Origin of the sequence: Novosphingobium sp. UBA6272 (assembly GCF_002440635.1) — a bacterium.
Lineage (GTDB): Bacteria > Pseudomonadota > Alphaproteobacteria > Sphingomonadales > Sphingomonadaceae > Novosphingobium.
The window spans coordinates 21,092-37,374 of record NZ_DJUW01000014.1 but is presented as its reverse complement, the minus strand read 5'-3'; the positions used below and the strand labels follow the sequence as shown (position 1 = coordinate 37,374).

The window sequence follows — 16,283 nt, the reverse complement described above, 5'->3', positions numbered from 1 at the left end:
CCGTCATTCGCCCTTGAGCGCGCGGGTGAGGGTTTCGACCCGGCCGCGGATGAAAGTGAGGGTGGCCTGATAGCCGGTGGCGGTTTCGGCGAAGGCGACCTGCTCGGTCGCCATCTCCACGGTGTTGCCGTCCATCGCCGGCATCACCGGAATCCGGTAGCGGGTGGCGGCGCTGGCGGCCTTGTCGATGTCTGCGCCCTGCTGGCTGGCCTTGAGCGCCGCGCCGAAATCGATATCGCGCGCCTTGTAGCCGGGGGTGCCGGCATTGGCGATGTTGCTGGTGATCAGCCCGAGCCGCTGCGAGCGCAGTTGCAGGGCTTGGCCATGAATTCCGAACAGGGTGCTGCCCATCGGGCTACTCCTTCGCGTGGATAGGCCGTCCATTCCGCAAGCACCGTGCCAATTGCCTTATTGGCGGAAATGCGCGGGTTCATGCACGCACATCCGGCAAGTTCCTGCCGGTCGGCGGCAAAGTTCGGCCAGTGGCTGAAAAAGCTGCCCGCCGGTCGTCCTTCGCCCTGAAGGAGTTTCCCGCGCGATGAACCTGATGTCCTTGGTGGATGGCCCGTCGGCTGCAATCGTCTTTGGCGGAACCTTGGTCGCGACCGTGCTGCGTTCGGGGCTGGGCGATTGCCGTCACACGCTGGTCAAGCTGGCGCAGCTCGGCGGGAGGCGCTTCGACGCCGATGCGGCGCGGGCGGAACTGGCCCAGCAGGTGCAGGAGATCCGCAAGGACGGGCTGCTGCGCGCGGTGCCGCACCGCTACAATGACAGCGAATTCGACGAGGCGACCGAGGCATTGATCGGCGGCCGCTCGGTCGAAGCGCTGTTGACCGCGCACGAGCGGCACAAGGCGCGGCGACTGGGCGAGAGCACCCGCGCGGTGCGGACGCTGGCTCAGGCGGCCGAGCTGGCTCCGGTTTTCGGGCTGGCCGGGACGCTGGTTTCGCTCAGCCAGTTGCCCCGCGACGGCCTTGCCCAGGGCGCGGTCGGCGGCGCGATCTCGATGGCGGTGCTGACCACATTGTACGGCCTGCTCGCCGCCAACCTGCTGCTCGCCCCGCTGGCGCGGTTGGTCGAGCGCAAGGCGCTGGCTGAGGAGCGCGCTCGGCAGAACCTGATTGACTGGCTGGCCGACCAGCTTTCCGATGCCTGCCCGCCGCGCAGGATGCAGCGCGATCTGCACCGCAGCCTCCAAGCCGAGGCATCATGATCGCGCGCACCGGCAGCGGCTGGCAGACGGTGCTGGCCGACCTGTCGCTGATCCTGTTCATGGTAATGGCGGCGGCGGTGAACGAGGCCCCGGCTTCCGCGCCCGCCGCGCCATCTCAACCCGTGGTCCTGCCCGCACTGGGCGATCCGGTGGCGCTGTGGCGGCAGGCTCCGGGTGCGCCTCGGCTCAAGGACTGGCTGGCGAGCTCCGGGCCAGATCCGCGCATGCGTCTGACAATCCTTGCTGCGCCCGATGCCGCGAACGAAGCGCTGGTACTGGCGGCGGGAGCGGGCCGACCGGCACGGTTGCTGATCGAACCCGGAGCCACTGGGATCAGCGCTGCGCTGACTTACGACCAGGCGCTGGCACAGCCCTTGCAGCAGGTGGGGGCGAAGGAGACTACCCGATGATCCGTACCCTTGCTCTGGTCGCAACGCTGGCCGCCACGCCTGCGCTGGCTCAGTCCGCCCATGCCGACCTCAATGCGATCGACAGTGCCATCGCGCAGTTCACCGGCCTGCCGCAGGGCGCGCCGGGCGGCGCGGCGATGCCGGTCGACCGGCGGCTGCGGCTCAATCCGTGCCGGGTGCCGCTGGCGCTCGGCTGGTACGGCGCAAGGCGCGATACGGTCGAGGTATCCTGCCCGGTTGCGGGCGGTTGGCGGCTCTACGTGCCGTTGGCGGTGACCACCCAGGCGGCTGCCTCTTCACCGACCGTTATCAAGGGAGACAGCGTGACGATTACGGTCGCCAGCGAAGGCTTCGCCGTCTCTCAACCGGGCGAAGCGCTGGAGAGCGGCCCGCAGGGGGCATGGATCAAGGTCCGGGGCCTTGGCGCCGCTGCCCCGGTGCTGCGCGCGCGGGTGATCCGCCCCGGGCTGGTCGGCATCGATTTGCCGTAACCCGGCAGGGCCTTGCCGCCAGCCCTTAAAAGATCTGCGCGGCGGCCGTCCTATGGTTCGATAGTCAACCAAGGAGCGGCAAGATGCCTTCCATCGAATTCGGCCCGAAAGGACCCCATGCGGCCCGCGCCGTCGGCGCGGTTGACGTGAAAAAGCTGCCGAGCAAGCCGGTCGGCAACGACCGCGCCGCGCAGGTTGCCAATGAACACTCCGCCGTGGTCCGCAGTCGCGAGCTCGATCCAGGCCAGCCGCCGGTCGATGCCGAACGGGTCCAGGTGATCCGCAAGGCGATCGAGGACGGGACCTATCCGATTGTCCCGGCCAAGGTGGCCGATGCGATCATCGCGGCGGGACTGCTCTTGAGGACCGGCAAGTGAGCGGCTCCGACCTGATGCGCGAGAACCTGCGGCAGATGATTGCCGTGCTGCAGGCCGAGCGGCTGGCGCTTGCCGGGCTCGATCTCGATGCGATCATGGGCTGCGCGAACGAGAAGGTTGCGCTGTGCGGCACGCTCGATGCCTGCGGGCCGTTCGCCGATGGCTCTGCGATGGACGAGGAATGCCGCGGCCTGCTTGATGCTGCGCGGCGCATAAACGAGGTAAACCGCCAGGTTCGCAACCTGATCGCGGCCAATGTCTCGGCCCGGCTTGATGCCCTGACCGGCAGTCCGTCGCTCTACCGCGCGGGCGGGGTAGGGGCCTCGCCCTATGCCTATGCGGGGACCCGCGCCTGATTTGGCACGGGGCTTGCTGAAAGCCTCCTGAATGCAATCCGCATCGGGAGCAAGGCTTGAGCGATCCCACACCCATCGGCCCGGCCACATCGCCGCAGCGCCCCGACGTGCGCGCAGCGATCGCGCGGGCATCGCAGGCGACCGGGATCGATTTCGATTACCTGCTCGGCCAGGCCAGGCTCGAATCCAGCCTCAACCCCAATGCCCGCGCCGGCACGTCCAGCGCGGCGGGGCTGTATCAGTTCACCAAGGGCACCTGGCTCGACACGCTTGACCGCCACGGCGCGGACCACGGCTATGGCTGGGCCGCTGCGGCGATCCAGAATGGCAAGGTCCGCGATCCGGCCATGCGGCGCGAGATCCTGGCGATGCGGTTCGATCCCGCCGCCGCCGCGTTGATGGCGGGCGAACTGGCTGGCGATAACCGCGCGGCGTTGACCGGCGTTCTGGGGCGTGAGCCGGATGCTGCCGAGCTCTATCTCGCCCATTTCCTGGGGGCCGACGGGGCAGGGCGGTTCCTCTCATCGCTGGCCGCCAATCCCGGACAAAGCGCAGCCGCGCTGTTTCCCGAGGCCGCCGAAGCCAATCGCGGAATCTTCTTCAACCCCGGCGGCGCACCGCGTTCGCTGGGTGAGGTGATGGGCCTGATGCGCGGCAAGATGGCGCGGGCGATGGGCACCGAAAGCCCCTCCCCTTCAGGGGAGGGGTTGGGGTGGGGCCTGTCTGCAGAGCCGGCGCTTGGTTGGGCCAACATGCCCCACCCCCCGACCCCCTCCCCTGAAAGGGAGGGGGAGATAGCTTCCCCCCGCCCCTCAATGGCCGACACCCTCGCCGCAACCTTCGGCGGTAGCGCATCTTCGGCTCCGCCCAATGTCCGCGCCGCCTATGGCAAATTGCGGGCGTTCGGGCTGTGAGCGGGCTGCTTTCGCGCTTCCCGATCAGCGCCTTTGCGCTGCCGGCCGGGATTCTGACGCTGATTGCGCTGATGGTGGTGCCGACCCCGGCGCTGCTGCTCGATGTGTTCTTCGTGCTCAATATTGCGCTGTCGGTGGCGATCCTGATGGCGGCGATGAACGCGGAGAAGCCGCTCGATTTCTCGTCGTTCCCCTCGGTCCTGCTGTTCGCCACGTTGCTGCGGCTGGCGCTCAACGTCGCCTCGACCCGCGTGGTGCTGGTCAATGGCCACGAGGGCGGGGCGGCGGCCGGCCACGTGATCGAGGCCTTCGGCGCATTCCTGGTCGGCGGCAACTTCGCGGTCGGGCTGTTCGTGTTCATGATCCTGATGATCATCAACATGGTGGTGGTGACCAAGGGTGCGGGCCGGGTTTCCGAGGTTTCGGCGCGCTTCACCCTTGATGCCCTGCCAGGCAAGCAGATGGCGATCGACGCCGATCTTGCCGCTGGCCTCCTCACCGGTGACGAAGCCAAGGCCCGCCGCCGCGAGGTCGCGACCGAGGCCGATTTCTATGGCTCGATGGACGGTGCCAGCAAGTTCGTGAAGGGCGATGCGATCGCCGCGCTGTTGATCCTGGGGGTCAATATCATCGCCGGCTTCGTGCTCGGCATGGTCAGCCACGGGCTGAGCGCGGGTGAGGCGGCGCAGGTCTATATCACGCTTGCGGTCGGCGACGCGCTGGTCGCGCAGGTGCCGTCCTTGCTGCTGTCGATCGCGGCGGCGGTGATCGTCACCCGCGTATCCGATAACCGCGATCTTGCCGGACAGATCGGTGGACAGCTGGCCAGCCCCGGCACCTGGCTGCCGGTGGCGGTGATCCTGGCCGCGATCGGGGTGATTCCGGCGATGCCGCAGACGATCTTCCTGCCTGCCGCCGCGCTGGCCGCATGGCTATGGCATGGCCTGAGCAAGCGCGCCGCGCGGCCTGCTCCGGCAGCCGAGGCACCGCCGCCACCCGATCCCGGCCGGATCGCGCTGGAGGATGTTTCCGACCACACCCTGGTCACGATCGAGCTCGGCTATGGCCTGGTCCATCTGGTCGACGATCGTCGCGGTTCGCCGCTGGTCGCGCGGATCACGGGGGTGCGCAAGCAACTCAGCCAATTGTTCGGCTTCGTCGTCCCGCAGTTCCGGGTCCGCGACAGTCTTGACCTTGCGCCCAACGACTACCGAATCCTGCTCGGCGGGGTGCCGCTGGGCGGGGGCAACCTGCGCGCCGACAAGGTGCTGGCGATCGACGCCGGCGAGGTGCGCGACGGCGCCCGGATTGCCGGCGAGCAGACGCTCGATCCCAGCTTCGGCTGCCCGGCGCTGTGGATCGATCCGGCCCAGCGCGATCTTGCCATCGCCGAGGGTTATCTGACGGTCGACGCCTCGACCGTGGTCGCGACCCAGCTCAACCAGCTGCTCGGTGAACGGCCGCAAGCGCTGTTCGGCCCGGACGAGATGAAAGCGATCCTCGACGGGGTGAAGGAACATTCGGCCGCGTTGGTCGAGGCGCTGACCCCGCAGCCGCTCAGCCTCGCTGCGCTGACCCGGCTGTTCCGCAGCCTGCTCGAAGATGGCCTGCCGATCGCGCACCCGCTGCCGATCCTCTCGGCGCTGAGCCAGGCCGTCCAGCAGAGCCACGAGCATGACCGGCTGGTCGAGCTGGTCCGCGGCGAACTTGGCGGGATGATCGTCGGGCGGATCTGTGCGCCGGGGGATCGCCTGCCGGTGCTGACGCTCGACGCCCAGCTTGAAGGGGCGATTGTCCAGGGGCTGAGCGATCCGGTCACCGGCCAGCCGGTGATCGAGCCTGACCTGGCTCGCGCCATCGGTGAGCACGTTGCGACGCTGGTAGCCGAACGCGGCGCCGGGGCTGCTCCGCTCGCGCTGGTGGTTCAGCCGCGCGCGCGCCGGGCGCTGGCCGCCTTGCTCAAACAGCGCGCGCCCTCGGTGCTGGTGATCTCGATTGCCGAGCTTCCGGCGGCCCAGCCAATCGAAGTCCTGGCCGTGATCGGTGCCCCCGCGCCGCAGCCCCCCGCGCTGCCACCCGCGACGCAAACCCCTGAAACCGAGAGTGTCTTTGCATGATTCAAGACCACAAGAGCCTGACCGCCGCCTATCGCGGCGACAATGCCGAGCGGATCCGCCGCTTCGTGCCGATGGTCCGCCGCCTCGCCTGGCACGTCCACGGCGGCGGGCGGCAGGGGATCGAACTGGAAGATCTGATGCAGGCCGGGATGGTCGCGCTGACCGAAGCGGCACAGCGCCATGCCGGGCCGGGCGAGGATGGCTTTGCCGCCTATGCCAAGCTGCGGGTGCGCGGGGCGATGGTCGATCTGGTCCGCCGGGCTATCCCGGGATCGCGCGGCGGGGCCGTGCGGCGACGACAACTGCGCGAGGCGGAGGAGGCGCTGCGGCTTGAACTGGGCCGCGAACCGGCTGCGTCCGAGCTGGCTGCGGCGCTCGGCTTGTCCGAAGCCGAATTGCTGGCGCTGCGCCAGGCGGCCGAACCGGTGCGGGTCGAATCGCTGGATGAGACCTATTCGGACAGCGATTCGGCCTATGCCGATGACCGCCCCGATGCCTTTGCCATGCTGGCTGACGCGGAATTGCGCGAAAGCCTGATCGCGGCGATCGGCGCGCTGCCCGAGCGGCTGCAATTGATTGTGCAACTTTACTTCGTGGAAGAGCTGAACCTCTCGGAAATCGCGGAAACACTAGGCGTTTCGATCCCCCGGGTACACCAGCTCAAGGCCCAGGCGCTGGAGCGGCTGCGCGCGGCCCTGGCCGAGGTGGCAGCGATCATCTGACTTGAACTTTGCCGGGCGGGGGCGCAATGGAGCGCTATGTCCGCCTGCGATACCTGTGTTGTCCGCAACCGTGCGATCTGCGCCTCGCTCGATAGCGAGGAGCTGAAAGCGCTAAACAATATCGGCCGCCGCCGAATGCTGGAGCCCGGCGAATCGCTGATGTGGGAGGGTGAGGACTCAGTCCTGGTTGCCAATGTCATCGATGGGGTGCTCAAACTTTCGACCGGAACCGAGGATGGGCGCGAGCAGATCGTCGGGGTGGTCTATCCTTCCGATTTCATCGGCCGGCCGTTCGGATCGACCTCCGGACACGGCGTTACGGCCCTGACCGAATCCAAAGTCTGCGTCTTCTCGCGCCGCGATTTCGATGCTTTTGCCCGCGAACACCCGGCGCTGGAGCACAAGCTCTTGCAGCGTACGCTTGCAGAGCTTGACCGGACCCGGCGCTGGATGCTGCTGCTGGGCCGCAAGTCGGCTAGTGAGAAGCTGGCGACCTTCCTGCTCGAAATGTCGGAGCGGCTGGTCCAGCCGGGATGCCATGATGCGCCTGACACACCGCTGAAACGCTTTGCCTTGCCGTTCTCACGTCAACAGGTGGCCGACGTGCTGGGGCTGACGATCGAGACGGTCAGCCGCCAGTTCACCCGGCTCAAGGCCGAAGGGGTGATCGACCTGCCCTCGCGGCGGGAAGTGGTGATCCTCAACCGCGAGGCGCTGGCCGCAGAAGCGGGCTGAACCAACCGGTCCAGCCCGCCTCGCTACCTCAGAACCGGAAGTAGACGCCGCCCGAAACGACCCACGGGTCGAGCTTGTGGTCGGTCGACAGCACTTCGGTGGTCCCCGCATAGAAATGCGTGGTGGCCTTCATGAAGTACTTCTTCGCGTCGAGGCTGATGCCCATGCCCGAATCGTTGACCGGAACGTCAACCCCGGCCTGCAGCGCGAAGCCCAGCTTGTTGTCCATCTTCAGGCTGGTTGCGCCCAGCGCCTGCGGCACGGTGCCCGGCTTTTCATCGAAGTAGAAGAACACGGCGGGACCCGCACCGACGTAGGGTTTGATCGCGCCGGCATCGAGATGCGCTTTCAGCGTCACGGTGGCGGGCAGGATCAGCACGTGGTTGGCGATGTTGGCGCCGTTGATCGAACCGGTCCCGGTCACGGTGTGTTGGGTAAAGCAGCAGATCGTCTCGATCGAGATGTTCTTGGTGGCGTAGTACTCGACCGCCAGCGTCGGCACCCAGTTGTCGTTCGCCTGGGTATCGGGCGTGGCGCCCAGCGCGGCGGCGACCGCCGGAGCGGCGAGGTTGATCTTGTCGATCTTGCCGTCCGGCAACACGCCGGTGGCCAGAACCTTGACCTGCAGCTTGCCTTCGGCATCGCCGGCCTGAGCCGGAGTGGCGAGCATGGTGGCGGCCGTAAGCGCCGCCGCGATCGTCAGCTTCTTCATATTATCCCTCATCGCGCCGCAGCGGCTGCCCCTTGCAGCCCAGGGTTATTGCGGCGTCGGTGGTGCCTTTGCGCTCATGTTGCAGGTGCAAACATTGATCCCGCGCAATTTTCGGCTGTTTTCCGGGAATTTCTGCACAGGCCTGCGCAATTTGATCCCGGTCAATGCCGCATTGCAATGGGGCGGCGAAAGGGACTGCGGACCAATGTCTGTAATGCAAATCCTTATCAACCCATCTTGAGGGGAAGGGGCCGATGGAATCTCTAGTAGCCCGCGCTGGCTGGTGGCTGGCAGCGCTTCTCTTCGCCGTGTTCATGTTCGCAAATGCCCTCGATACGGGCTTCGCGGTGCACATGGCGATTTTCGCACTCGCGGCGCTTGCCGGGCTGGTGATCAGCCTGCGCAAGACCGACTACAAACTCGCCGCAGCCGGAATAAAGCTGCCGACCGACCAATCGCGCTATGACGACGATCTGGTCCGCGCCGGGGTGATCCTGACAACCTTCTGGGGCTGTGTCGGCTTCCTGGTCGGACTGGTGATCGCCCTGCAGCTGTCGTTCCCGGCGCTCAACCTGGGGTTTGAGTACACGACTTTCGGACGGCTTCGCCCGCTCCATACCTCGGCCGTGATCTTCGCCTTCGGGGGCACCGCGCTGATCGCGACCAGTTTCTACATCGTCCAGCGTACCTGCCGCGCGCGGCTTGCCTTCCCGGCGCTCGCCCGGTTCGTTTTCTGGGGCTATCAGCTGTTCATCGTGCTGGCCGCGACTGGCTATGTTCTGGGTGTGACCCAGGGCAAGGAATATGCCGAGCCCGAATGGTATGTCGATCTGTGGCTGACCCTGGTCTGGGTCGCCTACCTCGTCGTTTTCGTCGGGACGATCGTCAAGCGGACCGAGCCGCACATCTATGTGGCCAACTGGTTCTTCCTCAGCTTCATCCTGACCGTGGCCATGCTCCATCTGGTCAACAACGTGAACCTGCCGGTTTCGGTGTTCGGATCGCTCAGCTATCCGCTGTGGGCCGGGGTCCAGGGCGCGCTGGTGCAGTGGTGGTACGGCCACAATGCGGTCGGCTTCTTCCTGACCGCCGGCTTCCTGGCGATGATGTACTACTTCGTGCCCAAGCAGGCCGAACGTCCGGTCTATTCCTATCGCCTGTCGATCGTGCACTTCTGGGCGCTGATTTTCCTCTACATCTGGGCCGGTCCGCACCACCTGCACTATACCGCGCTGCCCGACTGGGCGCAGACGCTCGGCATGGTGTTCTCGGTGATGCTGTGGATGCCCAGCTGGGGCGGGATGATCAACGGGTTGATGACGCTCAACGGCGCCTGGGACAAGGTCCGCACCGATCCAATCATCCGGATGATGGTGATGAGCATCGCGTTCTACGGGATGAGCACCTTCGAAGGCCCGATGATGTCGATCAAGTCGGTCAACAGCCTGTCGCACTATACCGACTGGACGATCGGCCACGTCCACTCCGGCGCGCTGGGGTGGAACGGGATGATCACCTTCTCGGCGATCTACTTCCTGGCGCCGCGCCTGTGGGGCCGGACACGGATGTATTCGCAGCGGATGATCAACTGGCACTTCTGGCTGGCTACAATCGGCATCGTTTTCTACGCCGCTTCGATGTGGGTTGCCGGGGTTACCCAGGGTCTGATGTGGCGCGAATACGGTGCTGACAATTATCTGGTCAACTCGTTCGCCGAAACCGTGGCTGCACTGCACCCGATGTACTTGGCCCGCGCCTTCGGGGGGATCCTGTACCTCTCCGGCGCGCTGATCATGGCCTGGAACGTGTGGCAGACCGTGGCCGGCAACCTCCGCCAGGAAGAGCCGCTGCGCCAGCCCGCCTATGACCCCGCAGCCGACCGCCCGCTGGTCGCCGTGCCTGCCGAATAAGGGGACTTCGACATGACAACCGAAACCAAGAAAGAACCCTGGGCCCGGCACAAGAAGCTGGAAAAGAACGTGGCCCTGCTCGGCGTGCTCGCCTTCGCGGCGGTCACGGTCGGGGGGATCGTGGAAATCGCACCGTTGTTCTGGATCGACAACACGATCGAGAAGGTTGACGGGATGCGGCCCTATACCCCGCTGGAGCAGGCCGGGCGCGACATCTATGTCCGCGAAGGCTGCTATGTCTGCCACAGCCAGATGATCCGTCCGTTCCGCGACGAGGTCGAACGCTATGGCCACTACAGCCTTGCTGCGGAATCGATGTACGACCATCCGTTCCAGTGGGGCTCGAAGCGCACCGGACCCGATCTGGCGCGGGTCGGGCTGAAGTATTCGGACGAATGGCACGTCCAGCACCTCAAGAACCCGCAAGGGGTGGTGCCGGAATCGGTCATGCCGCAATATGCCTTCCTGGCCGAACGCGAACTGAAGATCGGCGATCCGGCGGCCCGGTTGACCGCGCTCTACCGGGTCGGCGTGCCCTATACCGCGACCGACCTCAAGCAGGCCGAAGCCGATCTCAAGGGCCAGGCCGATCCGCTGAATGCCAGCGCCGACCTGCAGGAGCGCTATCCGAAGGCCCAGGTGCGGGACTTTGACGGGCAGCCCGATCGCCTGACCGAGATGGATGCGCTGGTCGCCTATCTCCAGGTCCTGGGGACCCTGGTCGATGTCAATGCGCCGGCGGCGCAGGAAGACCTTGCCAAGGAGAAGGGCCGGTGACCGGGCATTCGACCTATGAAACGTTGCGGCACTTCGCCGACAGCTGGGGGCTGGCGATGATGGTCATCGCCTTCGTCGGACTGGCCGCCTGGCCGTTTCGGCCCAGTGCCCGGCAGGACAACGAAGCAGCCGCTAACATGATCTTCGCCGAAGACAGCCTTGGGGGTGACGACAATGGCGAATAAGAAAATCGACGAGCCCACCGGCATCGAAACTGTCGGCCACGAATGGGACGGCATTGAAGAGCTCAACAACCCGCTGCCGCGCTGGTGGGTTCTGACCACCTATCTGACGATCATCTTCTCGATCGGATACGTGATGGTCTATCCCGCGATCCCGCTGCTCAACAAGGGCACCGAGGGGCTGTGGGGCTGGTCCAGCCGCGGCCAGCTGGCCGAGGAAATGGCCGAAGGCACGGCCAAGCGCAAGGCGGCGACCGATGCGATTGCGGCGGTCTCGCTCGAAGCGCTGGTCAAGGACGACAAGCTGATGCCGCTGGCGGTTGCGGGCGGATCGGCGGCGTTCAAGCAGAACTGCGTGCAGTGCCACGGCTCAGGCGCGGCCGGGGGAATCGGCTATCCGAACCTCAAGGACGATGACTGGCTGTGGGGCGGCACGATTGCCGATATCCACACCACGCTGGAACACGGCATCCGCGCCGCCGACGATCCGGCCACCCGGACCAGCCTGATGCCGAGCTTCGGGAAGGACGGGGTACTGACCCCGGCGCAGGTCAGCGACACTGCGGCCTATGTCCTGTCGCTGTCGGGCAAGCATCCCAATGATGCTGCCGCCCAGCGCGGCGCAACCAACTTCGCCGCCAACTGCGTTGCCTGCCACGGGACCGACGGGAAGGGCTTGCGTGCATTCGGCGCGCCGAACCTGACCGACGCGGTCTGGCTCTATGGCGGCAAGCCCGAGCAGGTTACGGCATCGATCAACAAGGCCCATGCCGGGGTGATGCCGGCATGGAGCAAGAAGCTCGATGCCGTGACGATCAAGATGCTGGCAGCCTATGTCTACTCGCTGGGGGGCGGGGAAGAAACTGTGAGTGCCCCTGCCGCGCCTGCGAGTGGAACCGGAAATGCAAAGCCCTGACCAGATCCCCACCAGCCTCTATGCGAAGCGTGAGCCCGTCTACCCCAAAGCGGTAGACGGGCGCTTTCGCCGCTTCAAATGGGCGGTGATGATCCTCACCCTCGGGATCTACTATATTACCCCGTGGCTCCGCTGGGACCGCGGACCCTATGCCCCGAACCAGGCGGTACTGGTCGATCTGGCTCACCGCCGCTTCTTCATGTTCGGGATCGAGATCTGGCCGCAGGAGTTCTACTTCGTTGCCGGCCTGCTGATCATGGCCGGGATCGGCCTGTTCCTGATTACCAGCGCAGTCGGCCGGGCCTGGTGCGGCTATGCCTGCCCGCAGACGGTCTGGACCGACCTGTTCCAGCATGTCGACCGGCTGGTCGATGGCGATCGCAACGCGCAGATGCGGCTCGATGCCGCACCGTGGGGGCCGCACAAGCTGTTCAAGCGCGGACTCAAGTGGTCGATCTACCTGTTCATCAGCTTCTGGACCGGCGGGGCATGGATCATGTACTTCGCCGACGCGCCCACCCTGACGGTCGATTTCTGGACCGGCCAGGCCGCGCCGGTGGCCTATGCGACCGTCGCGGTGCTGACCGCCACCACCTTCGTGCTCGGCGGGTTCATGCGCGAGCAGGTCTGCGTCTACATGTGCCCCTGGCCGCGGATCCAGACCGCGATGCTCGATGAAAAGAGCCTGATCGTCACCTACAAGGACTGGCGCGGGGAAAAACGCGGCTCGGTCAAGGCGGCGGCCAAGGATCCCGAGATCGGCGACTGCATCGATTGCAACGGCTGCGTCAATGTCTGCCCGACCGGCTATGACATCCGAAACGGGCCCGACATTCGCTGCATCACCTGCGCCTTGTGCATCGACGAATGTGACAAGGTAATGGCCGCGATCGGCCGCCCGCGTGGGCTAATCGACTATGCTACGCTGGAAGACTGCGAGGCGGAGCGCAAGGGCGGCGAACCGCGCCCGATCAGCAAGGCGCTGTTCCACACCCGCACGCTGATCTACACCGGGATCTGGGCGGCGATCGGCTTTGCCCTGCTGTTTGCGCTGGGCACGCGCGACCGGATCGACATCAAGGTCCAGAAGGACCGCAACCCACCCTATACCGTCCAGTCGAGCGGGGAAATCCGCAACGACTACACGGTCAAGCTGCTCAACATGCAGTCGCGCCCGCGGCAGATGCAGGTCAGTCTTGACGGTCTGCCCGGCGGCAAGTTCTGGACCAGCGAAATGCCGCGCGACAAGGCGGCGCGGGCGCTGACGCTGACCGTCCCGGCCGATCAGGTTCAGCCGCTGCGGCTCTACGTTGTGGCGCCCGACGGGACCGAGCGGCAGGAGTTCACCATCAACCTCAAGGCGCTCGACGGTGACGGCGAAGCCGATCACAGCACCGTGCATTTCGATGCGCCCGGGAACGACGACGAAACGGGAGAAAGCGAATGAAGGCCTTCACCACCGGACCGTTCACCGGCCGGCACTTTTCCGTGATCATCGTGGCGTTCTTCGCCGTGGTGATCGGCGTCAACCTGTTCATGGCCCGCGCCGCAACCTCTACCTTTGGAGGTGTGGTGGTGGAAAATTCCTATGTCGCCAGCCAGCAGTTCAACACCTGGCTGGATGAGGCGGCGAAGGAAAAGGCCCTGGGCTGGACCGCCACCCCCAGTCGCCGCAAGGATAACCGGATCGCGGTGACGCTGACCGGCGCGCCGCTTTCCGGGCTGGACCTGAACGCCACCGCGCGTCATCCGCTGGGTCACCAGCCCGATCAGCGCCTCACCTTCGAGCGCCAGAGCGATGGTGCCTTCGTCTCGCGCGATCCGCTGCCCGCCGGTCGCTGGCGGCTGCGGATCGAGGCTGCCGCCGGGGATACCCATTGGCGGACCGAACAGGACGTGCGGTGAACGCGCTTTCTCCCATTCCGGCCGAAGCCGCACCGGAAACGACTGTGCTGGTCGTACCCGGGATGCATTGCGCCGGGTGCATGGCCAAGGTCGAACGGGCGCTGGCGGCGGTTCCGGGGGTCAGCTCGGCGCGGGTCAACCTGACTGCCAAGCAGGTCCGCGCCGAGCATGCTCCGCAGGTTGAGGCTGCCGATCTGATCGCCGCGCTCGATGCAGTCGGCTTTGCCAGCCAGCCGCGCAGCGATGAGCTGAGCAAGGCCCCATCGGCGGTCAAGCCGCTGCTCGCCCCGCTCGGCGTCGCGGCATTTGCCTGCATGAACGTGATGCTGCTGTCGGTCTCGGTCTGGTCCGGGGCCGAAGGCTCGACCCGCAGCCTGTTCCACTGGATTTCGGCGCTGATCGGGATCCCGGCGATTGCCTATTCCGGCACGCCGTTCTTCAAATCGGCGCTGGCGGTGCTGAAGCGCGCGCGAACCAACATGGATGTGCCGATTTCGATCGGGATCGTGCTGGCGACCACGCTGAGCTTCTATGAAACGCTGACCGGCGGGCATGACGCCTATTTCGACGGCGTGCTGATGCTGATCCTGTTCCTGCTGGCAGGGCGGACGCTCGACGCGATGATGCGCGACCGGGCGCGGGCCGGGGTCGATGCGCTGCTCAACCAGGCCGCACCGGGGGCGAGCGTGGTCTCGCCCGATGGCGCGCTGCAATGGGTTGCCGCGGCGGACCTCGCGCCAGGCATGGTGATGCGGATCGCGGCGGGCGAGCGGCTGGCCGCCGATGGCGAGATTGTCGGCGGGTCAAGCGCCTTTGACCAGTCGCTGCTGACCGGCGAAAGCGCACCGGTGGCGGCAACGATTGGAGCGACCGTCCACGCCGGAACGCTCAACCTCGATGCGCCGGTCGATGTGCGGGTGACTGCAGCAGGGCCCGATACCTCGCTGGCCGAAATCGCCCGCCTGATGGACGCGGCCGAGCAGCCGCGCTCGGTCTATGTCCGGATCGCCGACCGTGCCAGCCGGCTCTATGCGCCGGCGGTCCACACCTTGGCCGCGTTGAGCTTTGCCGGGTGGATGATCGCCGGGGCGGGGATCTACCAATCGACCGTGATCGCGATTGCGGTGCTGATCATCACTTGCCCCTGCGCGCTCGGGCTGGCGGTGCCGGTTGCCCAGGTGGTCGCCTCGGGCGCGCTGATGCGCGAAGGCGTGATGGTCAAGGACGGCTCGGCGATCGAACGGCTGGCGACGATCGACCGGGTCCTGCTCGACAAGACCGGATCGCTGACTCTGGGCCGGCCCGAGCCCGATCCGGCGGTGCTTGACCGGCTGGGCGGCGATGCCGCCAGCGTGGCGCTGGGCCTGGCCTCGCACAGCCGCCACCCGCACTCGCGCAGCATCGAGGCAGCGCTGCTGGCCCGCGGTCACCGTGCGGTGCGGGTTGATGGCGTGGCCGAAGCCGCCGGGATCGGCCTGTCGGGCCTGTGGAATGGCCGCAAGGTCTCGCTCGGCCGCAGCGATGCTGCCGATGGCATGTCGACCACGCTGCGGATCGAGGGCCGCGACGACTTGCGGATCCCGATGGTCGATCGGCTGCGCCCCGATGCACAGGCGGCGTTGGCCCGGCTCAAGGCCATGGGCCTCGAAGTATCGCTGCTGTCGGGCGACAATGCTGCCGCCGTGGCCGAAGTCGCGCGCGAAGTCGGGCTGTTCGGTCAGGCTGCCGCCGATCCGGCGGCCAAGCGCGCCGCGATCTCCGCGCTGCAGGCGCAGGGCCGCAAGGTGCTGATGGTCGGCGACGGGCTTAACGACGGCCCTGCGCTCGCCGCTGCCGATGCCTCGATCGCGCCGGGTTCGGCCAGCGATGTCGGGCGGCAGGCGGCGGACCTGGTTTTCCTGGGGGATTCGCTCAACGCCCTGCCGCGCAGTGTGCTGGCGGCGCGGCGGACGATGCGGGTGGTGAAGCAGAACTTCGCGCTGGCGATCGGCTACAACGTGCTGGCGGTGCCGCTGGCGATCGCCGGATATGTCAACCCGATGATCGCGGCGGCGGCCATGTCGGGCAGCTCGCTGGTGGTTGTCGCCAATTCGCTGCGGCTGGTGAGGGCGACGAAATGAACGGACTGCTGTTCCTGCTGCCGATCGCACTGGGGCTGGGCCTGCTGGGTCTGGTCGCGTTCTTCTGGGCGCTGCGGCGCGGACAGTTCGAGGATCTGGACGGCGCTGCCAACCGCATCCTCTATGATGACGAAGAGGGGCCACAGGGATGATTGGCGCACAGTTCGGGATTGTCGCTTTGATCCCGGCCATGCTCAACTTGACGGTGGTGAGCGGCGGCCAGACCATCGCGGTGCAGATCTGCACCGGGGATGGCCTGGTCCACACCGTGCAGATGCCGCTTGAGGGGCAGGGCAAGAACGATCCCGCGAGCAAGGGTCTGTGCTGCGCCAAGGGGTGCCACAGCGGCGGCCAGCGCAAACGCGTTGCAAGTCGAAATTGAGCCAGCGCAATGAAGCCCGCCCATCGATCCGGCATGTGAACTGC

At 66.5% G+C, this 16,283-nt stretch carries 21 protein-coding genes; 19 read left to right on the top strand and 2 right to left on the bottom strand.

Going from position 1 to position 16,283, the window contains the following annotated elements:
- Positions 1 to 3 precede the first annotated feature (3 nt).
- Positions 4 to 351: a flagellar basal body rod protein FlgB gene (gene flgB, locus B2V17_RS06485; RefSeq protein ID WP_292996373.1), complete on the bottom strand. Its 348-nt coding sequence runs from the start codon at positions 349 to 351 to the stop codon at positions 4 to 6.
- A gap of 187 nt (positions 352 to 538) precedes the next feature.
- Between flgB and B2V17_RS06480 the strand changes: the two genes are divergently transcribed.
- From B2V17_RS06480 to B2V17_RS06440, 9 genes are all read left to right on the top strand, one after another.
- The gene (locus tag B2V17_RS06480; protein WP_292996371.1) at positions 539 to 1,213 is read left to right on the top strand and encodes a MotA/TolQ/ExbB proton channel family protein; all 675 of its coding nucleotides are present in this window, start codon (positions 539 to 541) and stop codon (positions 1,211 to 1,213) included.
- Positions 1,210 to 1,623 carry a hypothetical protein gene (locus B2V17_RS06475; protein ID WP_292996370.1) on the top strand — a complete coding sequence of 138 codons (414 nt, stop codon included), beginning with the start codon at positions 1,210 to 1,212 and terminating at the stop codon, positions 1,621 to 1,623. The genes B2V17_RS06480 and B2V17_RS06475 overlap by 4 nt, the downstream gene beginning before the upstream one ends.
- Positions 1,620 to 2,114: a flagella basal body P-ring formation protein FlgA gene (locus tag B2V17_RS06470; protein WP_292996368.1), complete on the top strand. Its 495-nt coding sequence runs from the start codon at positions 1,620 to 1,622 to the stop codon at positions 2,112 to 2,114. The genes B2V17_RS06475 and B2V17_RS06470 overlap by 4 nt, the downstream gene beginning before the upstream one ends.
- A gap of 83 nt (positions 2,115 to 2,197) precedes the next feature.
- Positions 2,198 to 2,491: a flagellar biosynthesis anti-sigma factor FlgM gene (gene flgM, locus B2V17_RS06465; RefSeq protein ID WP_292996367.1), complete on the top strand. Its 294-nt coding sequence runs from the start codon at positions 2,198 to 2,200 to the stop codon at positions 2,489 to 2,491.
- Entirely contained in the window at positions 2,488 to 2,847 is a 360-nt protein-coding gene (locus B2V17_RS06460) for a flagellar protein FlgN (protein ID WP_324475520.1), read from the top strand. Before flgM ends, B2V17_RS06460 begins: the two co-directional genes overlap by 4 nt.
- Positions 2,848 to 2,903: 56 nt before the next feature.
- The gene (locus tag B2V17_RS06455; RefSeq protein WP_292996365.1) at positions 2,904 to 3,761 is read left to right on the top strand and encodes a lytic transglycosylase domain-containing protein; all 858 of its coding nucleotides are present in this window, start codon (positions 2,904 to 2,906) and stop codon (positions 3,759 to 3,761) included.
- Entirely contained in the window at positions 3,758 to 5,878 is a 2,121-nt protein-coding gene (locus B2V17_RS06450; protein ID WP_292996364.1) for a flagellar biosynthesis protein FlhA, read from the top strand. The genes B2V17_RS06455 and B2V17_RS06450 overlap by 4 nt, the downstream gene beginning before the upstream one ends.
- Positions 5,875 to 6,600, top strand: a complete 726-nt coding sequence (locus B2V17_RS06445; protein ID WP_292996362.1) for a sigma-70 family RNA polymerase sigma factor — start codon at positions 5,875 to 5,877, stop codon at positions 6,598 to 6,600. The genes B2V17_RS06450 and B2V17_RS06445 overlap by 4 nt, the downstream gene beginning before the upstream one ends.
- 36 nt (positions 6,601 to 6,636) lie before the next feature.
- Positions 6,637 to 7,335 (top strand): Crp/Fnr family transcriptional regulator, encoded by a 699-nt coding sequence (locus tag B2V17_RS06440; protein WP_292996360.1) that lies wholly within the window; start codon positions 6,637 to 6,639, stop codon positions 7,333 to 7,335.
- A gap of 28 nt (positions 7,336 to 7,363) precedes the next feature.
- Here B2V17_RS06440 and B2V17_RS06435 read toward each other — a convergent pair whose 3' ends face one another.
- Positions 7,364 to 8,047, bottom strand: coding sequence for an OmpW/AlkL family protein (locus B2V17_RS06435; RefSeq protein WP_292996359.1), 684 nt, complete (start codon positions 8,045 to 8,047; stop codon positions 7,364 to 7,366).
- Between B2V17_RS06435 and B2V17_RS06430 the strand changes: the two genes are divergently transcribed.
- The 10 genes from B2V17_RS06430 (at position 8,004) to B2V17_RS06385 (ending at position 16,239) form a co-directional block, all read left to right on the top strand.
- Entirely contained in the window at positions 8,004 to 8,288 is a 285-nt protein-coding gene (locus B2V17_RS06430; RefSeq protein ID WP_292996357.1) for a hypothetical protein, read from the top strand. The genes B2V17_RS06435 and B2V17_RS06430 overlap by 44 nt on opposite strands.
- A 13-nt stretch (positions 8,289 to 8,301) precedes the next feature.
- Positions 8,302 to 9,957 carry a cytochrome-c oxidase, cbb3-type subunit I gene (gene ccoN / locus B2V17_RS06425; RefSeq protein ID WP_292996356.1) on the top strand — a complete coding sequence of 552 codons (1,656 nt, stop codon included), beginning with the start codon at positions 8,302 to 8,304 and terminating at the stop codon, positions 9,955 to 9,957.
- A 12-nt stretch (positions 9,958 to 9,969) separates the two neighbouring features.
- Positions 9,970 to 10,734 carry a cytochrome-c oxidase, cbb3-type subunit II gene (gene ccoO / locus B2V17_RS06420; protein ID WP_292996354.1) on the top strand — a complete coding sequence of 255 codons (765 nt, stop codon included), beginning with the start codon at positions 9,970 to 9,972 and terminating at the stop codon, positions 10,732 to 10,734.
- Positions 10,731 to 10,919: a cbb3-type cytochrome c oxidase subunit 3 gene (locus B2V17_RS06415; protein ID WP_292996353.1), complete on the top strand. Its 189-nt coding sequence runs from the start codon at positions 10,731 to 10,733 to the stop codon at positions 10,917 to 10,919. Before ccoO ends, B2V17_RS06415 begins: the two co-directional genes overlap by 4 nt.
- On the top strand, positions 10,909 to 11,832 hold the full coding sequence (gene ccoP, locus B2V17_RS06410) for a cytochrome-c oxidase, cbb3-type subunit III (protein WP_292996351.1): 924 nt from the start codon (positions 10,909 to 10,911) through the stop codon (positions 11,830 to 11,832). The genes B2V17_RS06415 and ccoP overlap by 11 nt, the downstream gene beginning before the upstream one ends.
- A complete protein-coding gene (gene ccoG, locus B2V17_RS06405) occupies positions 11,819 to 13,279 on the top strand; it encodes a cytochrome c oxidase accessory protein CcoG (RefSeq protein WP_292996350.1) in 1,461 nt (486 codons plus the stop codon). The genes ccoP and ccoG overlap by 14 nt, the downstream gene beginning before the upstream one ends.
- Positions 13,276 to 13,737: a FixH family protein gene (locus B2V17_RS06400; RefSeq protein ID WP_292996348.1), complete on the top strand. Its 462-nt coding sequence runs from the start codon at positions 13,276 to 13,278 to the stop codon at positions 13,735 to 13,737. Before ccoG ends, B2V17_RS06400 begins: the two co-directional genes overlap by 4 nt.
- Positions 13,738 to 13,799: 62 nt before the next feature.
- Entirely contained in the window at positions 13,800 to 15,857 is a 2,058-nt protein-coding gene (locus tag B2V17_RS06395; protein ID WP_292996507.1) for a heavy metal translocating P-type ATPase, read from the top strand.
- On the top strand, positions 15,854 to 16,009 hold the full coding sequence (gene ccoS, locus B2V17_RS06390; RefSeq protein ID WP_292996346.1) for a cbb3-type cytochrome oxidase assembly protein CcoS: 156 nt from the start codon (positions 15,854 to 15,856) through the stop codon (positions 16,007 to 16,009). Before B2V17_RS06395 ends, ccoS begins: the two co-directional genes overlap by 4 nt.
- A complete protein-coding gene (locus B2V17_RS06385) occupies positions 16,006 to 16,239 on the top strand; it encodes a hypothetical protein (RefSeq protein ID WP_292996345.1) in 234 nt (77 codons plus the stop codon). The genes ccoS and B2V17_RS06385 overlap by 4 nt, the downstream gene beginning before the upstream one ends.
- The last annotated feature ends 44 nt before the right edge of the window (positions 16,240 to 16,283 follow it).